Here is a 26938-nt window from a genome sequence, read left to right on the forward strand (position 1 = left end):
TCTCGCGCTGGGGGCCCCCCCCTGATTCGACCCCCCATCTGCGCGGGCCCCCGCCGGGGGGGGCGCCCCCCCGGGGGGGGCCCCCCCCCCCCCCCCGCGCCGCGCCGCCGTCGACGGTGAGCGTCTGCATGGTGATGTGGGACGCGCGATCGGACAGCAGGTACAGCACGGCGTCGGCCACGTCGGACGGCTGCGCGACCTTGCCGAGCGGGATGCCGGTCCGGAACGCCGAGGGCACGCCCTCCACCGAGGCGCGGACCGCGTCGCCGTCGTCCCACAGGCCGGTCAGCATCGCGGTGTGCGTCGAGCCGGGCGCGACGACGTTGCAGCGGATGCCGTGCTCGGCCAGCTCCAGCCCGAGGCACCGGGTGAAGCCGGTCGCCGCGGCCTTGGACGCCGCGTAGGCCGCCATGTCCATCCGCGCGATGCCCGCCGCGTTCGACGCCACGGTCACGATCGCGCCGCCGCGCCGGGGGATCATGCGGGCCGCCACCGCGCGGCACAGGTTGAACACGCCCGTGCTGTTGACCGCGAACGTGGTCGCCCAGTCGTCGTCGGTGAGCAGGTGCGCCCGGCCGGTCCGCAGCACCCCCGCCGCGTTCACCAGCGCGCCGATCGGGCCCACCCGCGCCTCGACGTCCTCGACCATGGCCCCGACCGCCGTGCTGTCGGCCACGTCGACCGCGTACGCCCGCACCTGGTCGCCCTCCAGCTTCGCCAGGCCGTCCGACGCCACGTCGACCGCGACGACCGAGACGCCCTGCTCGACCAGCGCGCGCACGACGGCCGTGCCGATGCCGCCCGCCGCGCCCGTGACCACCGCCGTGTTGTCGTGGAACACGTCACTCCCCCCAGACCGCGGCGACCGCGAGGGCTTGCCCGGGGTTCAGCCTCGGGTCGCACAACGTCGTGTACTCGGCGCCCACGTCGGCCAGCCCGGCCTCGTCGGCCGCGCACTCGGTGACGTCGTCGGGCGTGGTCTCCAGGTGCAGCCCGCCCGCGACGCCGCCCGCGCCCGCGACGGCCTCCCGGAACGACCGGACCTCGCGGGTGATCGCGGTCAGCAGGCGGCTCTTCAGCCCTTCGGCGTTGGTCACCGTGTTGGCGTGCATCGGGTCGCACAGCCAGATGACCGGGTGGCCCAGCGCGCGCACGGCGGCGACCAGGGCGGGTAATCGTTCGGCCACCACGTCCGCGCCCATCCGCGGGATCAGCGTGAGCCTGCCCGGCGTGCGGTGCGGGTCGAGCCGGGCGCACAGCGCCAACAGGTCGTCGGCGGACGCGGTCGGGCCGACCTTGCACGCCACCGGGTTCACCACCGACGCCAGCAGGTCCACGTGCGCGCCGTCGGGCCGGCGGGTGCGTTCCCCGATCCACGGCCAGTGGGTCGAGCTGAGCACGGTGTCGCCGTCGGCGTCGCGTCGCAGCATCGGGAGTTCGTAGTCGAGCACCAGCGCCTCGTGGCTCGCCCACACGTCCCGGTCGCCCGAGGGGCCGCGCAGGAACGCCAACGCCGCGCGGGACGCGGTGTAGCAGGCGAGCATCCGGTGCGGGTTCGGCCGCCGCAGCTCGGGGTCCGGCTCCGGGCGGTTGACCATGTGACCCGCGTACACCGGCATCTCCACGCCGTCGACGCGTTCCACCGCGGCCGACCGGGGTTTGGCGAACTGGCCCGCGAACCGGCCGACGCGGATCACCGGCAGGCCCGCGCCGGCGGCCATCGCGCCCGCGACCGCGTCCAGCAGCCCCACCTTGCGGGTCAGGTCGCCGGGGCGGCACTCGGCCGGGTCCTCGGCGCAGTCACCCGCCTGCACGACCTGGGCGCGGCCCTCGGCCACCTCGGCGAGCAGCGCGCCGAGCCGCCGCACCTCCTCCACCTCGACCAGGCCGGGCATCCCGGCCAGCGTCGCGCCCACCTCGGCGGCGGCGCCCGCGTCCCAGGCGGGTTGGTGCGCGGCGGGCAGCGACCGTCGCCGCCGGATCTCGTTGTCCGGCAGCGCTCCGACACGATCCATCAAGTCCATGTGCCGAGCCTGCGGGACCGCGGGGCGCGATCGTGGCGAACCGGGTGGATCCGCGATCCAGTTCGTCACGGACGGTTCGACTGTGTCAGAACGTTGGGACAGACGGGTTTTCGCGCCTCCGCACGGGACCGGGGAGCGGACCCTCGGACCCGCTCCCCGGTGCCGCGCGCGTGCCGGCGTCAGTCGACGGCGGCCACCGGTTCCGCGACGGCGGCCCGGTCCGCGGCGCGCGGCTTGCGCAACGCGAAGCTCACCAGGATGCCGAGCAGGATGCCGATCGCGGCGACGTACACCGCGGACCGGAGCGTGCCGGTGGTGAAGCCGATGAGGCCGGGGTCGGCGACGGCCACCAGCACGGCGAGGCCGACGGCGGTGCCGACCTGCATCGCGGTGGACGTCATGGCCGAGGCGACGCCCTGCTCGCCGCCCGCCACACCGGACGCGGCGGCGATCCACATGCCGGTCCACGTGATGCCCTGGCCGATGCCGTAGAGCGCGACGCCGGGCAGCACGGCGAGGTAGGAGCCGCCCGAGTCGCCCATGCCGTAGGCGATGGCGGCCGTGCCGACGATGCCGATCGCCATGCCCAGGACCAGGATGACCCGCATGTCCACCCGGCCCGCCATGCGGCCGCTGATCTGCGTGCCGACCGCGATCAGCACCGCGGGCACCAGGAACGCCAGGCCGGTCTGCAAGGCGTCGTAGCCGTGCACGCCCTGGAAGAAGACGGTCAGGAAGTACGGCACGGTGCTGTAGGTCGCGCCGAAGACCAGCGCGATGGACATGGCGGTGCCGAGGCTGCGGTTGGCGAACAGGCGCAGCGGCATCAGCGGGTCTCGGCTGCGGCCCTCGACCACCGCGAACGCCACCAGCAGGACCGCCGACAGCACCGAGCTGATCAGCACCTCCGGCGAGGTCCAGCCGGACTCCGGGCCCTGCACCAGGACGAAGACGAGCAGCGTCACGCCCAGGGTCGCGGTGATCGCGCCGGGCAGGTCGAACGTGCGGCCCCGCTCGCGGGCCGGGTCGCGGGGGATGAGCGCGAACGCGACGAGCGTGCCGAGCCCGGCCAGCGGCACGTTGACGAAGAACACCGCCGTCCAGCCGAACGCGTCGGTGAGCAGGCCGCCGAGCAGCGAGCCGAGGCACAGGCCGCCGGCGCCGCACGCGCTCCACACCGCGAGCGCCCGGTTGCGCTCCCCGCCCTCCGCGAACATGGTGTTGACCAGCGACAGGGTGGCCGGGAACAGCAGCGCGCCGCCCAATCCCTGCAACGCACGCGCGGCGATCATCACGCCGGTGTTGGGCGCGAGACCGCCGAGCAGGGAGGCGACCGCGTAGACGGTGAGCGCCAGCACGAACATCCGGCGCCTGCCGAGCAGGTCGGCCGCCCGACCGCCGAGCACGAGCAGGCCGCCGAACGCGACGGCGTACGCGCTGATCACCCATTGCAGGGTCTGGGCGCTGAAGCCGAGGGAGTCGCCGATGTCCGGCAGCGCGACGTAGACGATGTTGAAGTCCACGGTGATGATCAGCTGCGCGAACCCGAGCAGCAGCAGGGCCGGGCCGAGCCGTCGAGCCTGGGGCGGGGCGGTGGGCATGGCGCTCCTTGTCGTGGCACCGTACGTCACTATACGTACAGTTGGAATGTACGTGGATGTTCGTACAGTCACGCAGCGCTGTCAAACGGCTCGCGCGGGTATGTCATTTCGCATGTACGCGTACACTCGACGTCGTGTCCGACGCCCACCACCCGACCCGCGACCAGATCCGCCTGGAGGCCGTGCTGACCGCGCTCGGCCACCCGTTGCGGATGAACGTGCTCCAGGTGCTCGCGGACGGAGGGGAGTACCCGTGCGGCGCGATCGTGGACGGCGTGTCGAAGTCGACGCTGACGCACCACTGGCGGGTGTTGCGGGAGAGCGGTGTCATCAACCAGCGCGCGTCGGGCCGGACGCTGCTGTTGTCGTTGCGGCGGGACGACCTGGACGCCCGGTTCCCGGGGCTGATCGACGCCATCCTGGCCTCGTACACGCCGGCCGACCCCGCCGAGCTCGTCGACGCCCGCTGACCCGAATCCCGGAGACCGACCGGCCGTGCGGCTCCTGGTAACCGCGGCCGGTGAAATCCCGGCGGCACACCCGGGATCCGCTGTGGAGCCACTCGCACCGGTCGGGTGTGACGTGTTCGCGGTTGATGCCGTTCTTCCCGACGCCGGAGGGAGACCTGTCGCGCCAGGACCGCGAACGGCGGGCGCGGTGGGACGGACCGTGCGCGGGCGGCGGCACCGTCGACACCCTCCGTTCCCGGCGGTGCCGCCGCGGTTCGGCTAGGACGACCGGCCGGCGACCAGCAACTCGGGCGCCCGGGAGCAGGCGTTGGCGGGCATCAGGATCGCGTGCGCCACCGACACCAGCGTGATGTGCCGGTGCCAGCCCGCGAACGAGCGCCCGGTGAAGTCCTCGATGCCGACCTGCGAGCTGACCTCCGCCACGTCCTGGCGCACCCGGTCGAGCCGGCGGGCCAACCGCAGCAGCCCCGCGCTCGACAGGTCGGTCAGGTCCGACAGCCACAGCTGCGGCAGGCCGTTGCCGTCCGGCGGCCACACCGCCAGCAGCACCAGGCGACCCGACCGCGCCGGGTCACCGGGCACCGCGACGTCCGCGGTCGCGCACAGCCGGAACCGGTGCGACGGGTCGGGCGCCACGGGTTGCCGCAACGGGTGCAGCGCGGGCCGCAGCGAGCGCAGCGTCGTGCGGACCCGCCGGTTGTCCGCCAGGTCGGCCACCACGTTCACCGACGCGTCGACCCGCATCACGAACGACACCTCGCGCAGCCGCAGCTGGGCGATCAGGGCCTCGGCGTCCGCGTCCCGCGCGTCCAGCACCAACGGCCGGGGCTGGACGTCCCAGCCGTCGGCCACCTCGAGCGCGGCGTTGAGCTTGCACGAGCCGGGCGTGGCCGACGACAGGTGCGCCGGGATCGCGGCCCGCCGCCGGCGCACCGGGTCGTTCAACCAGCTGTCGGGCAGCGCCAGCCGCCAGTTGACGGGGTAGCTGGTGTGCTCGGCGGCCAACCAGACGCCGTAGGCGTGCTGGCTGTTGGCGACCCGGCCCAGGTGCCGCACGAAGGCGTTCTGCACCCCGACCGAGTGCCGGCCGGACTTCGTGATCGCCATCGAGTCCACCACCCAGGCGATCGGCTTGACGGTGCGGTCCAGGTGCTCGGCCAACGCGCGGCGCACCTGCTGCCAGTCCCACGGCGAGTTGCTGACGAAGTGGTGCAGGCTCTGCTCGGCCGCGGGCCTGCCGAGCTGGGACGCGAGGTTGCGCATCGACTTGCGGCCCTCCGCGGCGAGCAGGCCGCGGACGTACAGCTCGCCCGCGCGCCGCTGGCTCCGCCTGGCCAACGACGCGAACACCCGCTCGCACAGCTCCGCGGCGTCCTCGGCCAGCCACTCCCGATCCAGCTCAACCTGTCTCGTCACGTGCGCATCGCTCATTTTTCGGCTCCCCACAGCGGCGTGTCGACCTGTTCGGGCGCGCCGTCCCGGCGAATAGCGGGAGTCGGCGCGTCCCGGCGTGCGTGGTCGCGCTGCGCGTACAGCCAATGACGGCCGCCCCCTCGACGGCCACGCGCCGCGCGCGATCCACTGACCGGTGCGAAACGTGCTCAGGTAGGAGGTTCTCCCAGGGTGACCGCCCCCCTTGCGCTGGTCACCGGTCGATGTGGCTCATGATGCCACGCCTGCGGGGAATCGGCCAACATTTGCGGGAACACATCAATTGCCCGAGTTGGTCGTCAATTCGGGCAAATAGCGTAAGCCGGTGGGGGGCGGCGTGGAATATTCCTTTGTAAAGAGCCGGTCGGTCGCCGAGGGTGACAATGCGGCGACCGACCGTTCCTTTATTCGGCGGCGGCTGCCACGCGTCGCGCCGCCCCGACGGATTCCGGTGTGCCCGTCGAGCCGTCGAACCGGGTGGCGCCGTGCAGCCAGGCGACCTTCTCGTACAGCTCCTCGGTCGAGAACCCGCCGAGCATGGCGTTGCGAGCCCGTGCGGCCTCTCCCGAGGGGTGGTACAGCCGCGTGCCCATGGCGCGGGCCACGAGCTGCGCGGCGGCCGTGCGCTCGCGCCGGTCTTCGACGAACGCCGCGAACGCGGCGGCCGGCTCGCGGCCCGCCAGCAGGTCGCCCAGGTGCACGGCGTCCTCCAACGCCATGCAGGCGCCCTGCGCGGCGTACTGCAGCATCGGGTGCGCCGCGTCGCCGAGCAGCACCACCCGGCCGTCCTGCCACCGGTCGACCGGGTCGCGGTCGCACAGCACCCAGCTGCGCCAGTCCCGCCCGAGCGCCAGCAGCGCCCGGATCACCGGCGCCGCGTCGGCGAACTCGGCGAGCACCCGCTCGCGCTCCACCGGCACGCCCACCACGACCTCGGTCGCGTCGTTGTCGCGGGTGACGGCGACGTTCAGCGACCGGCCGCCGTCGATCGGGTAGTGCACGAAGTGCCAGCGCGGCCCGGCCCACAACGTCACCGAGTCCGACCGGAGCCGCGCGGGCACCGACTCCATCGGGATGACCGACCGGTAGATCGTGTGCCCGGACACCCGCGGCTCGCCGTCGCCGACGAGCTGCGCCCGCACCGCCGACCGCAGCCCGTCCGCGCCGACCAGGGCGTCACCGCGCACCCGCCCGCCGTCGGCCAGCACCGCGACGACGCCGTCCCCGTCCTGCTCGTAGCCGACGACCGGGCTGTCCACCCGCAGCTCGACGTCGAGGTGCGCGCGGCACCGCGCCAGCAGCGGGGCGTACAGGTCGTTGCGGTGCACCACCGCGTACGGGTTGCCGAAGCGCTCGCGGTACTCGCCGAGCACCGGCATCGCGGCGACCTGCTCGCCGGTGACGGCGTCCATGAAGCGCAGGGCGTCCACGTGCACCGCCCGGTCGAGCACGGCGGCGGCGACGCCCAGCCGGTCCAGCGCGAGGAACGCGTTGGGTGCCAGCTGGATCCCCGCGCCCAGCTCGGTGAACTCCGACCGGCGTTCCAGCACCACGGCCCGGTGGCCGCGGTCGGCCACCGCGAGCGCGGTGGCCAGGCCGCCGATGCCGCCTCCGGCGACGATCACCCGTGACATCGTTCCTCCGCGTCCCGCCTCACGGCAGTTCGATCGACTGGGAGTGGCGGAACACGTCGCGCGGGTCCCACCTCGCCTTGACCTGTCGCAGCCTGGGGTAGTTCCCCTTGTAGTACAAGGTGGACCACGGCACGCCGGACGTGTTCTGCGCCGGGTCGCGCAGGTCGCCGTCGGGGTAGTTGATGTAGCAGCCGTCCGTGACGGCGTTGGACACCGGCACGCCCCCGGTGTCGGCGTAGACCTCGCGGTAGAGGTCGCGCAACCACCCGATGTGCTGCGCGTCCTCCGCCTGCTCGGTCCAGAACACCTGGTAGAGCAACTTGAACGTGGAGTCGCGCTGGCCGTTCGCGGTCGCGTTCTCGCGCACGCGGTTGATGTTGCCGCCGAACGACAGCATTGTCACCATGGCCATCGGGTTCGCGTAGTCGGCGCGGGTGAGGTGCTTGTGGATCGCGGCGATGTGCGCGGCGGGGAAGTTCCTGCGCATGTACGTGGACTTGTGCGCGCCGCGCAGCGTCGGGTTGGTCAGCACCGGGTTGCCGGTGCCGAGCAGGCGCGTGGCGGCCAACCACGGCAGCCGACGCGGCGCCGACGCGGGGGACGGGACCACCGACGTGCCCGCGGTGATCGCGGCCAGGTAGTCCCGCAGCAGCCCTTCCGCGTTCGGGACCGACGCGTCCTGCACGGTCAACATCACCAGGTTGCCGTTGGAGCGGTGGTACAGGGAGAAGAAGCTGCTCAGACCGATGTTCGGGCCGCCGGGCGCGCCGTTGGCCTCGTGCCACGCGCCGTAGTTGTGCACGAGCCGGGTGAACGCGGTGCGGTCGATCGCGCTCCACGGGAACTGCACGACGCTGACGATCACCTCCGCCGGCGGCTTGACCAGCAGGTCGGACGGGTTGGTCCCGGTGGCGCCCGGCGAGCGGAACCAGTACCGCGTGATGACGCCGAAGTTGCCGCCGCCGCCACCGGTGTTGCCCCACCACAGGTCGTGGTTGGGGTCGTCCGGGTCGCGCGTCGCGATCACCGCCCTGGCCACGCCCGACCGGTCGACCGTGACGACCTCGACGGCGTGCAGGTGGTCCACCGTCAGGCCGTGCACGCGGGAGAGCAGGCCGTACCCGCCGCCGCTGACGTGGCCGCCGATGCCCACCGAGTAGCACATGCCGCCGGGCAGCGTGACGCCCCACTCCTTGAACAGGCGGTCGTACACGTCGAGCAGCAGCGCGCCGCCCTCGACCGCGAACGCGCCCATCGCGGGATCCCAGTACACCCGGTCCATGCGGGACATGTCGATGACCACCTGCACCTCCGGGTGGTACACGAAGTCCTCGAAGCAGTGACCCCCGCCGCGGATGGAGATCCGCTTGCCCGCCCGCACCGCGCCCTGCACCGCGGCCACCACGTCGCGCGTCCCGCCCACCAGGTGGATCGCCTCGGGCCGCGCCGTCCACCGCGTGTTGTTGCCGGTGATCATTTGCGCGTACCGCGGGTCGTCGGGCGTCACGGTCGGCCTGCCGATGCGGCCCGACGCCTCCTCGGCCGTCGCGACGCCGCCCAGGGCGCCGCCCACCGGGCCGGTCACCGCCCCGACCAGGGCGGCGGTCGCCGAACCCGCCAGCACGCGCCTGCGGGATAACTCACGCCCAGTTTCTTCAGACATGGTCGCTCAGAGCCCTCTCGTCCTGGAAGGCGTCGAGTATCACGGCGGCCGCGGGCCGTCCGGCATCACGTGTTCTCGTGATTCGCGGTGGGCCCGACAAGGGGCACCGTGGGGGTCGTCGGTGACCGCGACCCGAGGGGAGCACGGTGAGTTTCACTCCGGACCAGCTGAAGACCGCGGTGCACGTGCCACCCGGCGCGGGACCGAGCAGGTGGGTGTTCGGCGACCGCTACACGCTCAAGTCGGGCCTGCACAACACCGGCCCGGCCTTCGGGCTGGTGGAGGCCGTCGTGCCCGCGGGCGGTGGGCCGCCCAAGCACGTCCACTACCACGAGGACGAGCTGTTCTACGTGATCGACGGCCGGTTGGAGCTGTTCACCGGCGAGGAGGCGGTGATCGCCGAACCCGGCGCGTTCATCTACGTCCCGCGCGGCGTCACGCACTCGTTCACCAACGCCTTCACCGACGACTGCCGGATGCTGCTGATGTTCCTGCCCGCCGGCAAGGAGCGGTTCTTCCTGGAGATGGGCGTCTCGGCCGACGACGGCGCGCCACCGCCCCCGCCGGAGCAGTACGCGATCGACCGGGAGAACGCGATCCGGCTCGCGCCCAAGTACGGGGAGAGGTACGTCTGATGCTGGTCGACGTGCACCACCACGCCATCCCGCCGGTGTACCGCGACGCGATGCGCGGCATCGACCCGATCCCCGGCGTGGACTACCCCACGTGGGAGCCCGACCTGAGCCTGGAGGTGATGGACCGCAACGGCATCACCGCCGCGCTGCTGTCGATCACCGCGCCCGGCGTCTCCTTCGCCGGACCGGCCGACGCGCCGAAGCTGGCCAGGCGGGTCAACGAGTACTTCGCCGAGCTGGTCGCGGCGCACCCGACGCGGTTCGGCGCGTTCGCCGTGCTGCCCCTGCCGGACGTCGCCGCGGCCCGCGACGAGCTGTCCTACGCGGTGGACCAGCTCGGCCTCGACGGCGTCAACGTGCTCACCAGCTACGGCGGCGAGTACCTGGGCGCGCCGGAGTTCGAGCCGCTGTTCGCCGAGATCGCCGACCGCGGCACCGTGGTCCACGTGCACCCGGCCGCGCCGCCCGCCCGGGACCTGGCCACGTTCGGCCTGCCGCCGTCGCTGTACGAGTTCACCTTCGAGACCACCCGCACCGCGGTGAGCCTGCTGTTCGGCGGGGTGCTGGACCGGCTGCCGCACCTGCGGTTGATCCTGTCGCACGCGGGCGGCACGCTGCCGTTCCTGGCCAAGAGGCTCACGTACGGCCCGACCATCGGTTCCTACCTGCGCGGCAAGCCGCCGGTCGACGTGCTGGCGTCGTTGGGCCGGCTGCACTACGACATCGCCATGTCGGCCACCCCGCACGCGCTGCCCGCGCTGACCGGGCTGGCGGGCGCGGACCACGTGCTGTTCGGCAGCGACTACCCGTTCATGCCGGACTGGCACACCGCGGAGAACGTCCGCGGTTTCGCCGGTCACCCCGGGTGGACCGACGAGCAGCGGTCGCGGATCGCGAGCGGGAACGCGCTGGAGCTGTTCCCCGCTTTGCGCGCGCGGATTGTGACTTAATCCGCGGGTTGTCATGAACTCCACGACGGGTTCGTTGACCCGCCGACCGCCCCGGCACACAGTGGCAGCAGGCCATCAGTGACCAGGGGGAGTTCGGATGTCGAACACGCGGGGATCGACCAGACCCGACACGACCGGCGGCTGGACGAGCCTGACGCCCGCCGAGGCGCGGGTGGCCGGGCTGGTCGTGCTGGGGTTGACCAACCGCGCGGTGGCCCGCCGGTTGGCCATCTCGCCGCACACGGTCGACACCCACCTGCGCCGCGTGTTCGGCAAGCTGCGCGTGCGCAGCCGCGTGGAGCTGACCAGGGAAGTCCTCTCCCGCGACCACGCCGCGGTGGCCGACGCCCGACCCGGTCGGGTCGTCAGCCCGCCTCGATCGCCTGCACGATGAGTTCGTTGCGGGCGTCCTGGCCCAGCGGCTCGGTGGTGTGCACGCCGTCGCGCAGGTACGCCGTGAGCCGGGTCGGCTTCGCGGCCAGGAACTCCGCCCAGCGGACGATGCGCAGGTTCGGGTGCGCGCGCTGGGCGTCGGCGAGCTGGAGGTTGATCCACGCGCTGTTGCGCTGGTCGGCGAGCTGCACGGCGGCGCTCTGGCCGGTGCGGGCGACCTGGACGTTGACCCAGTACACCGTCCGGCCCGGGCCGACGATGTCCAGCACGCGCTCCACCTGGGCGGCGAACACCGGCGGCGTGAAGATGTCGTTGGACCCGGTGGCCATCAGGACGCGGCCGGGCAGGCCGTAGGTCTGGGCCCACTGCGCCAGCGCGTCGACGGCGGGCGCGGTCGGGCGGCCGGACCAGTTGTGCACGGCGATGACGTCACCGGTGCGGCCGTGCAGCCGCTGCGCCAGCGAGTAGCCGTCCTGCACGGAGATGCTGTCGCCGAACATGAACAGCCCGTCGGTGTCCAGCACCGGCCTGATCTGGGTGAGCGTCGAGATCGCCCTGGACGAGTTCTCCCACGGGCCCAGCGCGCCGGAGCCGTAGCCGTCGGCGAAGGCCGCCGGCGCGGTCAGCACCGTCGAGCCGACCGCGACCGCGCCCGCGGTGAGCAGCCGGCGGCGAGTGGTCCTGCCCGTGCTCACGACACGACCTCCGGTTCGGTGGAGCGGGTCGCCGACGATCGGTGCATGGTTGTGCCTCCCCGGTCTCTGTCACGCCGTGCCGCACGCTACGCGCCCCGCCACGCCGGGGAGGCGGGAATGAGGAGGATGACCGTCCGACGTGGGCGGGGATCGCCGGGGGGGGGGGGCGGGGGGCCCGCCCCCCCCCCCCCCCCCCCCCCCCCCCCGCCCCCCCCCGCGCCCCCCCGCGCGGGGGGGGGCGGGCCGGGGGGGCTGGCGGAGAGGGGCCCGCCCGCGCGGGGGGGGGGGGGGGGGGGGGGGGGGGGGGGGGGGGCCCCCCCCCCCCCCCGGACCCGGCTCACGCCCGCCCGTGCAGTCGCGCCAGCGCCTCCTCGGCGGTCAGGCAGCCGGCGGTCGTCAGCTCCAAATTCGCCAGCGAGGCGGTGTGCGCGGCGTCGTCGGCGGCGGTCACGCAGTCGCGCACGACGTGCACGGTGAAGCCCAGGTCGGTGGCGTGGCGCGCGGTCTGCTCGACGGTCAGGTTCGTGGCCACCCCGGTCAGGAACAGCGTGTCGACGCCCTGGTCGGCCAACCGGGCGGCCAGGTCGCTGCCGGCCAGGCCGGAGAGCTTCTGGTTGTCGACCACGGTCCCCGCCGTGCCGGTCACCTCCGGGATCAACCGCGCGCCCGGCGCGTCCGGCCGGAACCTCTCCTGCACCTCGCCGACCGCGCGCATGAACCCCGTGTTGCGCACGAGCCCGCCTTCGCCTTCGGGGATGGTGAACCGGGTGAAGAACACCGGCACACCTGCCTGCGCGTGGAACCGCGCGGCCCGCTCGACCACGCCGCTGCGGGCGACCGGCTCGGCGAGCATGGGTCCGAAGAACCCCTCGGGCTTGATGACGTTGACCTGCCAGTGCAGCGCCAACACGGCTGCTCGCTGTGCGTCCGGGCTCATGGTCGCCGATTGTGCACCGTGGTCGAGGGGAGTCGTCAGCACGTCCCGCAACCTGTTCGGCGGGAAGCGATGTCGGCCGCGTTGTCGTGCCCGGGGTCGCCCGAGCCGAGGCGCGGCACCCCCAGGGCGGGCGGTGCCGACCCGATCACCCGTCTACCTTGACCGGTATGACCAGTTCATCACCCGCGTTCCGATCGCTGTTGCGCGCCGTCGGCGGTGAGTGGGAGCCCGTCACGAGCGGGGAGTCCGGAGCCGGCGTCTTCCGCTCGGAGGACGGGTCGCGCTACGCCAAGTGCGTGCTCCCCGGGGAAGTGGCTTCGCTGGAAGCGGAGCGGGATCGCGTCGCCTGGCTCGGCGGGCACGGGATCCCCGGTCCCCGGGTGGTGGACTGGCGCGGCGGCGCCGATGGCGCGGTCCTGGTCACCACCGCTGTCGCAGGCGTGCCCGCGGACAGCGTGCCGGCCCCGACCCTGATGTCGGCGTGGGGGGCGATCGCGGATGCCGTGCGCGGGCTGCACGCACTGCCGGCACGCGACTGCCCGTTCAGCCGCGATCTCACCTCGATGCACGCCAGGGCACGCGACGTCGTCGGCCGCGGCGCGGTGAAGCCGGAGTTCCTGCTCGTGGAGGACCAGCGCACGCCTCCGGAGGAGTTGCTGGCGCGCCTCACCCCGCAGGTCCAACACCGCCTGGCGCAGGAAGCCGACGACACCGTCGTCTGCCACGGCGACCTGTGCCTGCCCAACATCATCCTCGACCCGGACTCGCTCACGGTGGCGGGCTTCGTCGACCTCGGCCGGCTGGGGCGGGCCGACCGCTACGCCGACATCGCCCTCCTGCTCGCCTCCTCCCGGTTGGAGAAGTGGACCGACGACCGGCAGGCGGACTCGGCGGACGAGCTGTTCGCCGCCCGCTACGGCATCGCCCTCGACCGCGACCGGGAGCGCTTCTACCTGCACCTCGACCCCCTCACCTGGGATTGATCCCGCTCGGCTCGTGCGGCAACGTCCGCGTGATGGCCGGCGGACCCGGTGCCCACCGCCGACGGCTTCCCGGCCGGGATCGTGCCGCCGAGCGGTCTGCCGGCCCGCATCGGGTTCTCCGCCGACGGCGTCGCGTGGACGACGCTCGCCACGGCGGGGGCGCGGCAGGTCCGCCGGGGCTACTACCTCTACACGGCGTACGTGGCGCGGCCCGCTCCCGGTTACCGGCGCGGCGTGCACGACGGCCACCCGACGTCGGCCAAGCCGGCCACCAGCCAGGTGGTGCACCTGGTCCAGCCGGTCACCGGGTCGCGCGCGGTCCGTGCCCCGCACTCGCCTTCGTGCGGCGCATGGACGCGTGCGACCGGGCCCGGCGACGAGGTCCTTCCGCCGGCATCCGACGGGCCCTGCCCGGAGGGCGGGCTCAGAAGGTGAAGCGCGGCGAGGTGGAGGACAGCACGGCGTGCGCGGGGTCGCCCGACCAGGCCCGGGTCACTTCGGCGGCGAGGTCGTCGAGCAGCTTCGGCACGTCGGTGTCGGCGGTGGGGTGCAGGGCCTCGACCACGATCAGTGCCGAGGCGGTGGTGTCGCGCACCGCGGACAGGCCACTCTGCCGGTTGGTCCAGCGGCGTGCGTGCGCCCGGTTCCGCGCATCGACGAAGACGACCTCACGCGGCTCGGGGTGTTCGGTCTCGCCGGAGAACGTCAGGTACGCCTCGTCGCCCGCGGCGTGCCGCACTTCGAGGTGCCCGGCCACGTTGGCCAGGTCGAACACGGCGATCGGGATCGCGTAGGCCAGCGAGACGGCGTTGCACAGGTCGACGAGGGGGTGGATGGCGGGCAGCGACCGCTCCTTGCGGAACCGGCGCAGCAGGGATTCCGACGCGCACCGGTACTGCGTCGGCTTGAGGCCCATCCTGGAGAACGCGCGTCGCCACGCCTGGATCTCGGGCAGGTCGCTCTCGGTGCCGCCGGCCAGCCGCTGCTCGGCGACGGCGCCGTAGTGCTCGACCCGGTCCCGGACCGACCCACCGGGGTCGATGCCCGTGACGCGCAGGACGCCCGCGCGGAGCTCGGGGAACTCGGCCCACATGTCGGGCGAGTGCTGGAAGTGCACGCTGTACCTCGCTGATCGTGAAGGGGCCGGCGCAAAACCGCGGGCGCCCGACGCGTCCGGGGCCCGGCGGCGGACCGAACCCGGTGGACGTGATGGCTGATCCAGGTTTCCACCGTGCACGCCCCCCGCCGAGGAACGCGCCCGCGTGGTGCAGCGCACCCTACCGGTCCCCCGGGGATCACCTGGAAGAGCGACCCCGGTAGGGCGGGCACAGGGGAGTGCCGCGGTCAGGACAGCAGGGCGCGGGTGGCGGCCTCGACGTCGGGCTGCCGCATCAGGCTCTCGCCGACCAGGTAGGCCGGGACGCCGACCTTGGCCAGCCGGTCGAGGTCCTCCGGCGCGGCGATACCGCTCTCCCCGATCACCGTGCGGTCCGCGGGCACCAGCGGCGCGAGCGATTCGCTGGTGGCGAGGGTGGTCTCGAAGGTGCGGAGGTCGCGGTTGTTGATCCCGACCAGCGGCGAGCGCAGGGCGAGGGCCCGCGCCAGCTCGGCCTCGTCGTGCACTTCCAGCACGACGTCCATCCCCAGTCCCAGCGCGGTGTCCTCCAGGTCGCGGGCGGTGGCGTCGTCCACGGCGGCGAGGATCACCAGCACGCAGTCGGCGCCCCACGCGCGCGACTCCACCACCTGGTACGGGTCGAACAGGAAGTCCTTGCGCAGCACGGGGAGCCGCACCGCCGCGCGGGCGGCGGCCAGGTGTTCGCGCCCGCCCTGGAACGACGGCCCGTCGGTCAGCACCGACAGGCACGCCGCGCCACCGGCCGCGTAGGCGCGGGCGTGCGCGGCGGGGTCGAAGTCCGCGCGGATCAGGCCCTTGGACGGGCTCGCCTTCTTGATCTCCGCGATGAGCGCCGGCTCGCCCCGCGCGGCACGGGCGTCCAGCGCCGCCCGGAACCCGCGTGGCGGCGGGGCCGCCGCGGCGTCATGCTCCAGGGCGGCGAGCGGCCGGTGCCGCTTGGCCGCCGCGACCTCCTCGCGCTTGTACTGCTCGATCCGCTCCAGGACGTGTGCCACGACCCGCTCCTTCAGCCTTCGTTGGACACCGCGACCAGCCGCTCCAGCCGGTCCAGCGCTTGACCGGAGTCGACCGCCTTGGCGGCCAGGTGGACGCCGTCGGCCAGGTCGGCGGCCCGCCCGGCGGCCACCAGCCCGGCCGCCGCGTTGAACACGGCGATGTCCCGGAACGCGCCGGGCTCGCCGCGCAGCACCGCGAGCAGCGCGGCGGCGTTGGTCGCCGCGTCACCGCCGACGAGGTCGCCGGGTGCGCTCCGCGGCAGGCCCACGTCCTCCGGGGCGATCTCGTGGACGCGGACCTCGCCGCCCTCCAGCGAGGCGACCGTCGTCGGACCGGTGGTGGTGATCTCGTCGAGGCCGTCGGAACCGTGCACGACCAGTGCCCGCTCCGACCCCAGGGCGCCCAACACCTCGGCCACCGGCACCACCCACTCCCGGGAGAACACGCCGATCATGTGCCGCCGCACGCCCGCGGGGTTGAGCAGCGGGCCGAGCAGGTTGAACACCGTGCGCGTGCCCAGCTCGACCCGGACGGGGTCGACCCGGCGCAGCACGGGGTGGTGCACCGGGGCGAACATGAAGCCGATGCCGACCTCGGCGACGCACCGCGACACGCCCTCGGCGCCGAGGTCGACCCGCACGCCGAGTTCGGCGAGCACGTCCGCGGCGCCGCAGCGCGACGAGCGGGCCCGGTTGCCGTGCTTGGCCACGGTCACGCCGGCTCCCGCCACGATGAGCGCGGCACAGGTGGAGACGTTGTACGAACCGGAGGAGTCGCCGCCCGTGCCGACGACGTCCACCGTGTCCGGCGGGGCGGTCACCCGGACCATCCTGGTGCGCAGCGCCGCCACCGCGCCGGTGATCTCGTCGACCGTCTCGCCGCGCAGCCTCATGGCCATCAGCACCGCCCCGACCTGCGCGGGGGTGGCGTCGCCCGACGTCATGGCGGTGAACGCGGCCGTGGACTCGGCGACGGTCAGCGTCGCGCCGCCCGCCACCTTCCCGACCAGCTCCTTGAACTCAGCCACGGGTCGCTCCTCCGGTCGGTCCCGTTCCGGGCGCGTCGAGCAGGGGCAGGTGGAGTCCGCCGCTCTCCGGCGGCAGCGGCAGGTCCCAGCCGGGGGCGACGCTCTCGCGCCGGTAGGGCGTCCGGTCGGTGACCGCCGTGTCGAGCGTGCGGGCGAACAGGTGTCCGCTGTGGACGGCGGCGGCCATCAGGGCGGGCGCCAGGCAGTCGCCCAGCCGCACCACCCGGCGCACGCCCGCCTCGCGCAGCGCGTCCGGCCGCGCGGTCAGCTCCCGGTACAGCCCGTCGTTGGGCAGCGACCCGGTCACCAGCACGACCGCGTCCACACCGACCTCGACCTCGACGCCGGTGTAGACCGACGCCAGCCGCGCCGCGCCGGGCCCGACGCGGGTCAGCGCCGTCGAGGTGTGCACGGCCGCGCACACCTCCATGACGCGGCGCTGCACCTTGCGCTGCTCACCGGTGTACTGGGTGAACGACGACACGAGGCTGTCCGGGGTGGCGAACACGACCTCGCACCCGCGGTCGGCCAACCGCTCGGCCACCACACCGCCCATGTAGTAGTGGTCGTCGTCGAACACGAGCACGCGCCCGGAGGGCAGGCGCCCGTCCATCACGTCGTCGGGCGTGAACACCGGGACGAGGTCCAGGCCGGGGATCGGCAGGTCGTGGTAGCGGCCCGTGCCGTCGCGCCGCCAGGTGGACCCGGTGGCCACGGCGATCAGCGAGCACTCGGCCTCCAGCGCCAGCTCGGCGGTCATCTCGCTGCCGCGCACGACCTCCACGGTCCGCAGGCCGCGCAACTGGCCGACCCGCCAGTCGCTGACCCGTCGCCAGCTCGCCAGGCCCGGCAGCGTGCTCTCCCGGACCGACCTGCCACCCAGCTCGGCGTCCCGCTCCACCAGGAGGACCGGGTAGCCGCGCCGGCCCAGCGCGCGGGCCGCCTCCAGGCCGGCCGGACCGGCGCCGACGACGAGCACCGCGTCGTCGGTGTCGCGGGGCGCGATCCGCTCGGGGTGCCAGCCGCGCCGCCACTCCTCGCCCATGGTCGGGTTCTGCGTGCAGCGCAGCGGCGCGTTCACCTTGTCCCACGCCACGCACACGTTGCAGCCGATGCACTCGCGGATGTCGGCGAACCGGCCCTGCTCGATCTTGCGGGGCAGGAAGGGGTCCGCGATCGAGGGGCGGGCGGCGCCGACGAAGTCGAGCGTGCCGTCCCGGATCATCGACACCATGAGGTCGGGGGAGGTGAACCGGCCGACACCGACGACTGGTTTGGTGGTCACCGACTTCACGAACTTCACGTGCTCGCGTTGGTGCCCCTCCTCGACGAAGCGCGCCGTGCCGCCGTCGTCCTCGAACCGGCTGAGGTTGACGTCCCACAGGTCGGGCAGCTCGGCCAGCATCTCGACCACGTCGCGCGCCTCGTCGACCGACGACGTGCCGCGCGGCCCCACCACGCCGTCCACCCCGATGCGGATCGCCACCGCGCAGGTGTCGCCGACCGCCTCCTTGGCGTCCTCGACCAGCTCCCGCAGCAGGCGGGCCCGGTTCTCCAGGCTGCCGCCGTACTCGTCGGTGCGGTGGTTGTGCCGCCGTGACAGGAAGTGCCCGGGCAGCGTCATGTCGTGGCCCGCGTACACGTAGACGATGTCGAACCCGGCGCGGCGGGCGTTGAGCGCGGCCTCCCGGTGCCAGCGGCGGAAGTCGCGGATGTCGGCCTTGTCCATCTCCCGCGCCGAGATCGGGAAGACGCCCCGGGTCGGTGTCGCGCTCGGCGCGAACGGGACGGTGCGGCTCTCCAGGTTGGCCACGTGGTGGCCGTTGTGCGCCAGTTCCACGCCGGCCAGCGCGCCGTGCTCGTGGATCAGGCCGGTGGTGCGGGCCAGGTGCGGGATGTCCTGCTCGTCCCACAGGCGCAGCTCGCGCGGGTGGTTGCCGGAGTGGTGGACGTCGCACTGCTCGGTGCACACCACGCCCCACCCTCCTTCCGCCTTGACCTCCCGCATCCCCGCGAGCGCCGCGGGGTACGCCCGGCCCATCCCGTTGCAGTGCGGCACCTGGAAGAACCGGTTCGGCGCCGTGACCGGGCCGATGCGCACGGGTTCGAACAGCACGTCGTAGCGAGCGGGACGCGTCACGCGGTGTCCTCCGTCGGGGGAACCGGCCCGCGCGGGCGGGCGCCGAAGATCGCGCTGCCGACGCGCACGTGCGTCGCGCCTGCGCGGATAGCGGTGGTGTGATCGGAACTCATGCCCATCGACAGCACGGCGAGCCCGTTGCGCGCGGCGAGGTCGGCGAGCAGGGCGAAGTGGGGCTCGGGCGGCTCGTCGGCGGGCGGGATGCACATCAGGCCCGACACCGCCAGGCCGTGCTCCTCCCGGCAGGTGTCGAGGAAGGCGTCCACCGCGTCCGGGAGCACGCCGGCCTTCTGCGGTTCGGCCCCGGTGTTGACCTGCACCAGCAGCCGGGGCTGCCGTCCCTGTGCGGCGCACTGCCGGGCGAGGGCGGCGGCCAGGGCCGGCCGGTCGAGCGAGTGGATGGCGTCGAACAGCGCGACGGCGTCGCGCACCTTGTTGCCCTGCAACGGTCCGATGAGGTGCAGCTCGACGTCCGGGTGGCGGTCGCGCAGCCCCGGCCACTTGGCCTTGGCCTCCTGCACCCGGTTCTCGCCGTACACGAGCTGCCCCGCCGCTATCGCCACGTCCAGCACCTCCGGCGGCACCGTCTTGGACGCGGCGACGAGCGTGACCGAGGACGGCGTCCGGCCCGCCTCGGCGCAGGCCTCGGCGATGTCGCGGCGCACGGCCGCCAAGCCGGACCGGACATCGACCGCGGCGACGGGTCCGGTGGTGGTCACGGGCGGCCTCCGGTGCCGTGTCGCGTCAACCTACGAGCTGCTTCATCTCGGGCAGCAGGTTGCGCCACTTGTCCAGCGCGTCACCCCGCTGCGTCACCAGGTGGGGTATGCCGTCCGCGTCCACCAGCACCTCGGCGGCAGGCGGCACGTTGAGGAACTCCATGTGCTGCGTGGCGCAGTAGGCGCCCACGTCGAGCACGAGCATGTGGCACCCGGCGCCCACGCCGTCGGGCACGAGGTACTCGCCGGGCAGGAGGTAGTCGTGCCGCAGGATGGTGCGGCCGCGAATCGCGGCGGGGGAGCCGCCCGGCGCGTCCCCCGTGCCGATGAGCCGCATGTCGGCATCGAGGAAGGCGGTGTTGTGCCTGCGGTCGCGCAACTGCGCGGAGGGCATCAGCATCCGCGTGCCGTCGGTGACGAGGATGTCGCCCACCGGGGTGGTGATGATGTCCCGCTTGACGCCGAGCAGCAGCACACCGATGTCGGCGAGCACGTCCCGGGCGGGCTCGAAGAGGAACCGCACGTGCTCCGGCACGCGGTAGCGGTCGGCGAGCCGGCGCAACGAGGCGAAGTACCCGTGCCAGTCGAAGTGCTTGTCCGCCTCGTCCCAGCCGGCGTAGTCGAAGCCGTGGCCGCCCGCGAAGTTGACCGACTTCGCGGTGGGGAAGTGCTCGGTGAACATCGAGAACAACGTCTCGATGACGCCGATCATCTCCTCGCGGGAGTTGCCGCTGCCGCAGTAGACCTCGAAGCACTCCAGGTCGCGGCCGTGGGCGTCGAGCAGCGCGGCCAGCCGCGCCAGGTCCGCCGGCTTGATGCCCGGCTTGCCCGAGCCGAGGCTGTCGATGCGGGCGCTGATCGACTTCGCGCCCAGCTCCAGCGCGTGCTCGACCTCGGCCAGGCTGGAGAAGAACGCCGGGTAGCCCGTGTCGGCCCAGAACGCGATCTCCTCGTCCGACACGTGACCGGGGGACACGATGAACTTGTCGAACCCGAACGAGGCGAGCACCTCGTGCTCGGCCGGGATCTGGATCAGCACGCCGGCGCCCAGCTCCTGGAGCGCCTTGAGCACGTGCGGGTTGGAGTTGGGGAAGAACGGGACGTACAGCTCGACCCGGTGGTCCAGCCCCGCACTCCGCGCAGCGTCGAGGATGCGCGTGACGTTGCGGCGCAACTGCTGCTCGCTGTAGACGAAGACCGGGGTGCCGACCTGGTCGGCGATCGCCCCCAGGTCCACGTCCGACACCCAGCCGAGGTCGGTGCTCGCGGTGGGGTCCGGAGTGGGGTTCTCGATCGTTGAGGACACGCTGCCTCCCGCTTGGTGCGGTCCGGTGCCGGGGATTCACGGCGCGGCTCGACCTGGTTCGTGCGAATTAAGGCGCCCGCCGACCTGTCGGGTGGCGGGAGAAGGGCAAACGAAAGTCGCGGGGTGAATCCAGTACTCGAGCGGGTTGGAATACTCGATTGAACTTGGCCGATGCTATGTCCCCGGCGAGAGGGGCCACAACTGCCTCGGTTGTCAGACTAACCGATCGGCCTAGTTTGAGCGTTCGGTGACGGGCTGTCCGAGGGGTGGGAGCCGTCACTGCCCTGTTCGGGTGGCCAAACGCGCACGTCAGGCACTTGTCCGGGCGAAACCCGGTCACGCGAAGTGGTATTCCAGCGACAATGGAATGCATCGAAACGCTATGCATGCCGGCTTTGTGCGGGATTCCGAACCGCGATCCGGCCGGCCCGCGACGCTCGATCGGCATTGTCGCGATGCGCCGAACGGCCACGCGGACACCGTGCCTTTGCTCTGTTCCTGATGGGGTACGGTGTCGTCGGGTTGGTCGACCGTGTCGATCGGGGCGACTCCGTTGGCCCATTCTGCCGTCGGACTCCCCCTTTCGAAGTAATTGTGAGGAGCGCGCCGGTATGAACCCGCAGGGAACGTGGAACGACACCGCGCGCACGGTCCCCGACACCACGCTCGCCGAGTTGGCGCGCGCCGCGGCGGAACGCTCACCGGACGCGGTGGCCGTGGTGGCCGACGGCGCGGAGTTGACCTACGCGGCGTTCGACGACAGGGTCGCCGCGCTGGCGCGCGCGCTGCGGGCGCGCGGCGCCGGACGCGGCCGGATCGTCGCGGTCGCCCTGCCCCGCTCGATCGACCTGGTGGTGGCGCTGCACGCCGTGATCCGCGTCGGTGCCGCGTACCTGCCGGTGGACCCGGACTACCCCGCGGAGCGGGTCGCCTTCATGCTCCGCGACGCCGATCCCGTGCTGCTGCTGACCGCGGGGGACGTCGCAGTGCCGCGGCTGGACGGGCTCCCGGTGCTCTTCGTGGACGATGTGCCCGCCGCGGGGGAGGGTGCGGGACCGGGGCCGCGCCCGGACGATCCCGCCTACCTCATCTACACCTCCGGCTCCACCGGGCGGCCCAAGGGCGTGCTGGTGCCGCACCGCGCGATCGTCAACCGCCTGCTGTGGATGCAGTGGCGCTACCCGCTGTCCGACCGGGACCGCGTGCTGCAGAAGACGCCGTCGAGCTTCGACGTCTCGGTGTGGGAGTTCTTCTGGCCGCTGATCACGGGCGCGGGCCTGGTCGTGGCGCGACCCGACGGGCACCGCGACCCCGCCTACCTGGCCGGGCTGATCGACGCCACCGGGGTGACCACCGTCCACTTCGTACCGTCGATGCTGCGCGCGTTCCTCGACGACCCCGCCGCGGCCGGGTGCCGCGGCCTGCGCCGGGTGCTGTGCAGCGGCGAGGCGCTCCCGGTCGACCTCGCCGAACGGTTCCACACCGTGCTCGACGCCGAGCTGCACAACCTGTACGGCCCCACCGAGGCGGCGGTGGACGTGACGGCCTGGGAGCACGTCCCGGAGCCGGGCGCGCGTTCGGTGCCCATCGGCCACGCGGTGTGGAACACCCGCACCCACGTGCTCGGCCCGGACCTGCGCGTCCTGCCCGTCGGGGAGGTCGGTGAGCTGTACCTGGCGGGGATCCAGCTCGCCCACGGCTACGCGGGGCGGCCCGGGCTGACCGCCGAGCGGTTCGTGGCCGACCCGTACGGCCCGCCGGGCACCCGCCTGTACCGCACCGGCGACCTGGCCCGCCGGCGGGCGGACGGCGCGCTGGACTACGTCGGCCGCGTCGACGGCCAGGTCAAGCTCCGGGGCCTGCGCGTCGAGCTGGGCGAGGTCGAGGCCGTCCTGGCCCGGGACCCGGCGGTGTCCGCCGCCGCGGCGGCGGTGCGCGAGGACCGCGTCGGGGTCCGCCGCCTGGTGGGCTACCTGACCCCGGCTCCGGGCCACGTGCCCGACCCGGACGCCGTCCGCGCCTCGGCCGCCCGGGTGCTGCCCGAGCACATGGTGCCCTCGGTGCTGGTGGTGGTGGACGCGCTGCCGCTGTCCCCCAGCGGCAAGCTCGACCGCGCGGCGTTGCCCGAACCGCCCGCCGCGCCGGCCGGCGCCGGCCGCGCACCCGCCACGGAACGCGAACGGGTGCTGTGCGCGCTCGTGGCCGGCGTCCTCGGCCACGACCGGGTCTCCGCGGACGACGATTTCCTCGACCTGGGCGGCGACAGCATCACCTCGGCGGTCCTGGCGGGCCGCGCCCGACGCGCCGGGCTCGCGCTGACCCAGGGTGACGTCCTGGCCGCCCGCACGGTCGAACGCCTCGCCGTGCTCGCCGCGCCGGCCGTGCCCGCCACCGCCCTGCCCGCCCCGCCCGCGGTGGACGCCCCCGCCGCGCGGGCGCTGCTCGGCGACGTCGAGCTGTGGCCGTTGGCCCCGTTGCAGGAAGGGCTCCTGTTCCACGCCCTGTACGACGACGTGGACGTCTACGCCGTGCAGGTGACGTTCACCCTGGAGGGCGAGGTCGACGCGGCGCGGCTGCGCGCCGCCGCCGGCGCGTTGCTGGACCGGCACCCCGCGCTGCGGGCCGGGTTCCACCACGAGGGCCTGCCCGCACCGGTGCAGTTCGTCCGCCCGTCGGTCGAGCCGGACTGGGCCGAGGCGGACCTGACCGACCTGGGGCCCGACGCCCGCGCGGCGGCCCTGGCGGAGGTCGCCGCCGCCGACCGCGCCCGCCCGTTCCGCCTCGCCGAGCCGCCGCTCGTGCGGTTCACGCTCGTGCGCCTCTCGGCCACCGAGCACGTCGTGCTGCTGTCCCACCACCACGTGGTGCTCGACGGCTGGTCCACGGCGGCGCTGGTCGGCCAGTGGCTGGCGCTGGCCGCGGGCGCGGACCTGCCGCCGGTCGCCTCCGGCTACCGCGACTACCTGGGCTGGCTGGCGTCCCGCGACCGCGGCGCGGCGCGGCGGGCGTGGGCGGAGGAGCTGGCCGGGGTCGAGGAGCCCACCTTGATCGCGCCGGGCGCGTCCCGCGGCGGTGGCGCCTTCGCCGAGGCCGCCGTCGTGCTGACCACCGAGGACACCGCCCGACTCAACGCCGGCGCGCGCCGGCTCGGGTTGACCACGGGCACGGTCGTCCAGGGCGCCTGGGCGTTGCTCGTCGGTCAGCTCACCGGCCGCGCCGACGTGGTGTTCGGCACCGCCGTCGCCGTCCGGCCACCCGAGCTGCCCGGGGTGGAGGAGGCGGTGGGCCTGCTGCTGAACACCGTGCCGCTGCGGGCGCGCCTGGACCCGGCGCGGTCGGCACGCGACTTCCTCGCCGACGTCCGGCGCAGCCTGACCGACCTGGGCGAGCACCACCACGTCGGCCTGGCCGACCTCCAGCGCCTGGTCGGCCTAAACGAGCTGTTCGACACCCTCACCGTGATCAACAACCAACCGCCCGCGAGCGCGCCGCCCACGGGACCGCGCCTCGGGCCGCTCGCCGGCACCCGTCCCAGCCACTACCCGCTCGCGCTCTACGCCCTGCCCGGCGACCGGCTGGAGTTGCGGTTGCGCCACCGCACGGACCTCGTGGCCGGCGACGTCGCCACCCGGATCGGGGAGCGGCTGGCGCGGCTGCTCACCGCGCTCGTGCAACGGCCGGACGCGCCGCTGGCCGCCCTCGACCTGACCACGCCCGCCGAGCGCGAGCAGGTGCTGGTCGCGCACAACGCCACCGCCCGGCCGCTGCCCGCCGAGGACCCGGCCGCGCTCATCGGCCGGCCCGGCGCGCACCCGGACGCGATCGCGCTCGTCACGGCCCGCGAGACCCTGACCCGGGCCGAGCTGGACGCGCGGGCCGACCGGCTCGCCCACCACCTGCGCGCCTCGGGCGCGGCGCCGGACCGGTTCGTCGCCGTGGCCCTGCCGCGCACGGCCGACCTCGTGGTGACGCTGCTGGCGGTGCTGCGCTCGGGCGCGGCCTACCTGCCCGTGGACCCGGAGTACCCGGCCGAGCGGGTCGGGTGGATGCTCGCCGACGCCCGGCCCGCCCTGCTGGTCACCGACACCGCCACCCACACCCGGTTGCAAGAGGACGGCCTCGGCGCCGCGACCCCGGTCGTCGTCCTCGACGACGCCGACGTGCGGGCACGGCTCGACGCCCGCCCGGCCACGCCGCTCGACGTCGTGCCGCACCCGGACAGCGCCGCCTACGTCATCTACACCTCCGGCTCCACCGGGCGGCCCAAGGGCGTGGTGATCACCCGGCGGAACCTGCTGAACTTCCTGCTGGCCATGCGCGACCGGCTCCGGCTCGGCCGGGACGACCGGCTGCTCGCGGTCACCACCGTGGCCTTCGACATCGCGGTGCTGGAGCTGTACGTGCCGCTGATGGGCGATGCGGCCGTGGTCCTCGCGCCCCGCGACGCCGTGGTGGACCCGGTCGCCCTGGCCGCCCTGTCCGCCCGGAGCCGGGCCACCGTGGTGCAGGCGACGCCGTCGTTGTGGGCGGCCCTCGTGGAGCAGGTGCCCGACGCGCTCACCGGCCTGCGGGCGCTCACCGGCGGCGAGGCGCTGCCCGGGAACCTGGCGGTGGCCCTGCGCCGGCTCGGCGCGGAGGTCACCAACCTCTACGGGCCGACCGAGACCACCGTGTGGTCCACCGCCGCCGCGGTGGGCGACGCACCGCCCACCATCGGATCGCCCATCGACAACACCGCGTGCTACGTCGTGGACGCCGCCCTGCGGCCGGTGCCGCCCGGGGTGGCGGGGGAGCTGTACCTCGCGGGTGCGGGCGTGGCGCGCGGCTACCTGGACCGGCCGGGGCTGACCGCCGAGCGGTTCGTCGCGGACCCGTTCGGACCGCCCGGCTCGCGCATGTACCGCACCGGCGACCTGGCCCGCTGGACCGCCGACGGCGAGCTGGAACACCTGGGCCGGGTGGACCACCAGGTGAAGGTGCGCGGTTTCCGCATCGAACCGGGCGAGGTGGAGTCCGCGCTCACCGCCCTGCCGGCGGTGGCGCGGGCGGTGGTCGTGGTGCGGGAGGACCGGCCCGGCGACCGGGCGCTCGTCGCCTACGCCGTCCCCCGGCCCGGCGCGGTGCTCGACCCGACCGCCGCGCGGGCGGCGCTCGCCGCCACCCTGCCCGCCCACTTGGTCCCGGACGCGGTGGTGCCGCTGGAGGCGTTGCCGCAGACGCCGAACGGCAAGCTGGACCGTCGGGCGCTGCCCGCGCCGCACCGCCCGGCGGCCGCGGCGGGACGCGCGCCCCGCACGCCGCGCGAGGCCGTGCTGTGCGACCTGGTCGCCGAGGTGCTCGGCGTGCCCGCCGTGGGGCCGGACGACGACTTCTTCGAGCTGGGCGGCCACTCGCTGCTGGCGATCCGCCTGGTCGGCCGGATCCGGGCGGTGTTCCGGGTCGAGCCGACCGTGCGGGCCCTGTTCGACGCGCGCACGCCCGCCCGCCTCGCCGCGTTGCTCGGCGCGTCGCCGCAGGCGCGCCCACCCCTGGTCCCGGTGCGGCGGCCGGAGCGCGTGCCGCTCTCGCCGACCCAGCGGCGGCTGTGGTTCAGCGACCGCTTCGAAGGGCCCGGCGCCACCTACAACATCGTGGTGGCGCTGACCCTGCCGGGCGAGGTCGACGCCCGGGCCCTGCGTGCGGCGTTGGGCGACGTCGTGGCCCGCCACGAGGCCCTGCGCACCGTGTTCGCCGAGCACGACGGCGAACCGCACCAGGTCGTCGTGCCCGCCGACCGCGCCGTGCCGCCGCTCGACGTGTCCGAGGTGGACGCCGACGCGCGGCGGGACGTGCTGCTCGGCCTCGCGCGCCGGGGTTTCGACCTGGAACGCGACCTGCCGCTGCGGGCGCACCTGCTCACCTCCGGTCCCGCCGACCACGTGCTGCTGCTCGTGGCGCACCACATCGCCACCGACGGCTGGTCGCTGACGCCGCTCGTGCGCGACCTGGCCGCGGCCTACTCCGCCCGCGTGGCGGGTGGTGCGCCCGCGTGGGCGCCGCTGCCCGTGCAGTACGCCGACCACACGCTGTGGCAGCGCGAGTCGCTCGGCACCCCCGACGACCCCGGGGGGCCCCCCGCCCCACACGAAGTATGGCGCACAACGCACGCCGCCCAGCCCCACCCGCAGGGACAGCCCGCCCACCCCCCCCCCCCCCC

At 74.1% G+C, this 26938-nt stretch carries 21 protein-coding genes; 7 read left to right on the forward strand and 14 right to left on the reverse strand.

Annotated elements, in window-relative coordinates:
• From dhbA to ACFXGA_RS11335, 3 genes are all read right to left on the reverse strand, one after another.
• Nucleotides 1-841 (reverse strand): 2,3-dihydro-2,3-dihydroxybenzoate dehydrogenase (gene dhbA, locus ACFXGA_RS11325; RefSeq protein WP_378086666.1); only part of this gene is annotated, 841 nt, incomplete at its 3' end.
• A 1-nt stretch (nt 842) separates the two neighbouring features.
• A complete protein-coding gene (locus ACFXGA_RS11330; RefSeq protein WP_378086669.1) occupies nt 843-2024 on the reverse strand; it encodes a 3-deoxy-7-phosphoheptulonate synthase in 1182 nt (393 codons plus the stop codon).
• A gap of 179 nt (nt 2025-2203) precedes the next feature.
• A complete protein-coding gene (locus tag ACFXGA_RS11335) occupies nt 2204-3625 on the reverse strand; it encodes an MFS transporter (protein ID WP_378086671.1) in 1422 nt (473 codons plus the stop codon).
• A gap of 134 nt (nt 3626-3759) precedes the next feature.
• Between ACFXGA_RS11335 and ACFXGA_RS11340 the strand changes: the two genes are divergently transcribed.
• The gene (locus tag ACFXGA_RS11340; RefSeq protein ID WP_378086673.1) at nt 3760-4095 is read left to right on the forward strand and encodes an ArsR/SmtB family transcription factor; all 336 of its coding nucleotides are present in this window, start codon (nt 3760-3762) and stop codon (nt 4093-4095) included.
• 258 nt (nt 4096-4353) lie between these two features.
• On the opposite strand, the gene ACFXGA_RS11345 is transcribed toward ACFXGA_RS11340, so the two are convergent.
• The 3 genes from ACFXGA_RS11345 to ACFXGA_RS11355 form a co-directional block, all read right to left on the reverse strand.
• Nucleotides 4354-5511: an IS701 family transposase gene (locus ACFXGA_RS11345; protein WP_378086675.1), complete on the reverse strand. Its 1158-nt coding sequence runs from the start codon at nt 5509-5511 to the stop codon at nt 4354-4356.
• 419 nt (nt 5512-5930) lie between these two features.
• On the reverse strand, nt 5931-7160 hold the full coding sequence (locus tag ACFXGA_RS11350; protein ID WP_378086677.1) for an FAD-dependent monooxygenase: 1230 nt from the start codon (nt 7158-7160) through the stop codon (nt 5931-5933).
• 19 nt (nt 7161-7179) lie between these two features.
• The gene (locus tag ACFXGA_RS11355; protein WP_378086679.1) at nt 7180-8784 is read right to left on the reverse strand and encodes an FAD-binding oxidoreductase; all 1605 of its coding nucleotides are present in this window, start codon (nt 8782-8784) and stop codon (nt 7180-7182) included.
• Nucleotides 8785-8969: 185 nt separating this feature from the next.
• On the opposite strand from ACFXGA_RS11355, the gene ACFXGA_RS11360 reads away from it, so the two are divergent.
• The 3 genes from ACFXGA_RS11360 (at nt 8970) to ACFXGA_RS11370 (ending at nt 10802) form a co-directional block, all read left to right on the forward strand.
• The gene (locus ACFXGA_RS11360; RefSeq protein WP_378086681.1) at nt 8970-9458 is read left to right on the forward strand and encodes a cupin domain-containing protein; all 489 of its coding nucleotides are present in this window, start codon (nt 8970-8972) and stop codon (nt 9456-9458) included.
• Nucleotides 9458-10408, forward strand: coding sequence for an amidohydrolase family protein (locus tag ACFXGA_RS11365; RefSeq protein ID WP_378086683.1), 951 nt, complete (start codon nt 9458-9460; stop codon nt 10406-10408). The genes ACFXGA_RS11360 and ACFXGA_RS11365 overlap by 1 nt, the downstream gene beginning before the upstream one ends.
• 97 nt (nt 10409-10505) lie before the next feature.
• A complete protein-coding gene (locus ACFXGA_RS11370) occupies nt 10506-10802 on the forward strand; it encodes a response regulator transcription factor (protein ID WP_378086685.1) in 297 nt (98 codons plus the stop codon).
• On the opposite strand, the gene ACFXGA_RS11375 is transcribed toward ACFXGA_RS11370, so the two are convergent.
• The gene (locus ACFXGA_RS11375; RefSeq protein ID WP_378086687.1) at nt 10774-11496 is read right to left on the reverse strand and encodes a hypothetical protein; all 723 of its coding nucleotides are present in this window, start codon (nt 11494-11496) and stop codon (nt 10774-10776) included. The genes ACFXGA_RS11370 and ACFXGA_RS11375 overlap by 29 nt on opposite strands.
• A gap of 337 nt (nt 11497-11833) precedes the next feature.
• Nucleotides 11834-12433 carry a cysteine hydrolase gene (locus ACFXGA_RS11380; protein ID WP_378086688.1) on the reverse strand — a complete coding sequence of 200 codons (600 nt, stop codon included), beginning with the start codon at nt 12431-12433 and terminating at the stop codon, nt 11834-11836.
• 167 nt (nt 12434-12600) lie between these two features.
• Between ACFXGA_RS11380 and ACFXGA_RS11385 the strand changes: the two genes are divergently transcribed.
• The gene (locus ACFXGA_RS11385) at nt 12601-13416 is read left to right on the forward strand and encodes an APH(3'') family aminoglycoside O-phosphotransferase (RefSeq protein ID WP_378086690.1); all 816 of its coding nucleotides are present in this window, start codon (nt 12601-12603) and stop codon (nt 13414-13416) included.
• 48 nt (nt 13417-13464) lie between these two features.
• Nucleotides 13465-13851 (forward strand): hypothetical protein, encoded by a 387-nt coding sequence (locus ACFXGA_RS11390; RefSeq protein WP_378086692.1) that lies wholly within the window; start codon nt 13465-13467, stop codon nt 13849-13851.
• Here the strand turns inward: ACFXGA_RS11390 and ACFXGA_RS11395 are convergent.
• The 6 genes from ACFXGA_RS11395 to ACFXGA_RS11420 all read right to left on the reverse strand — a co-directional run bounded on the left by ACFXGA_RS11395 (nt 13841) and on the right by ACFXGA_RS11420 (nt 20742).
• Nucleotides 13841-14533, reverse strand: a complete 693-nt coding sequence (locus tag ACFXGA_RS11395; RefSeq protein WP_378086694.1) for a B3/4 domain-containing protein — start codon at nt 14531-14533, stop codon at nt 13841-13843. The genes ACFXGA_RS11390 and ACFXGA_RS11395 overlap by 11 nt on opposite strands.
• 227 nt (nt 14534-14760) lie before the next feature.
• The gene (gene trpC, locus ACFXGA_RS11400) at nt 14761-15549 is read right to left on the reverse strand and encodes an indole-3-glycerol phosphate synthase TrpC (protein WP_378086696.1); all 789 of its coding nucleotides are present in this window, start codon (nt 15547-15549) and stop codon (nt 14761-14763) included.
• 11 nt (nt 15550-15560) lie between these two features.
• Nucleotides 15561-16577, reverse strand: a complete 1017-nt coding sequence (trpD, locus tag ACFXGA_RS11405) for an anthranilate phosphoribosyltransferase (protein ID WP_378086698.1) — start codon at nt 16575-16577, stop codon at nt 15561-15563.
• Nucleotides 16570-18717: an NAD(P)-binding protein gene (locus ACFXGA_RS11410; RefSeq protein WP_378086700.1), complete on the reverse strand. Its 2148-nt coding sequence runs from the start codon at nt 18715-18717 to the stop codon at nt 16570-16572. Before ACFXGA_RS11410 ends, trpD begins: the two co-directional genes overlap by 8 nt.
• Nucleotides 18714-19436, reverse strand: a complete 723-nt coding sequence (locus ACFXGA_RS11415; RefSeq protein WP_378086702.1) for a YggS family pyridoxal phosphate-dependent enzyme — start codon at nt 19434-19436, stop codon at nt 18714-18716. Before ACFXGA_RS11415 ends, ACFXGA_RS11410 begins: the two co-directional genes overlap by 4 nt.
• A gap of 25 nt (nt 19437-19461) precedes the next feature.
• A complete protein-coding gene (locus tag ACFXGA_RS11420; protein ID WP_378086704.1) occupies nt 19462-20742 on the reverse strand; it encodes a hypothetical protein in 1281 nt (426 codons plus the stop codon).
• 611 nt (nt 20743-21353) lie between these two features.
• Here ACFXGA_RS11420 and ACFXGA_RS11425 point away from each other — a divergent pair.
• Nucleotides 21354-26938: amino acid adenylation domain-containing protein (locus ACFXGA_RS11425; protein ID WP_378086706.1), on the forward strand; the 5585-nt coding region annotated here is incomplete at its 3' end.

This window comes from Actinosynnema sp. NPDC059335 (genome assembly GCF_042752395.1).
Taxonomy (GTDB): Bacteria; Actinomycetota; Actinomycetes; order Mycobacteriales; family Pseudonocardiaceae; genus Actinosynnema.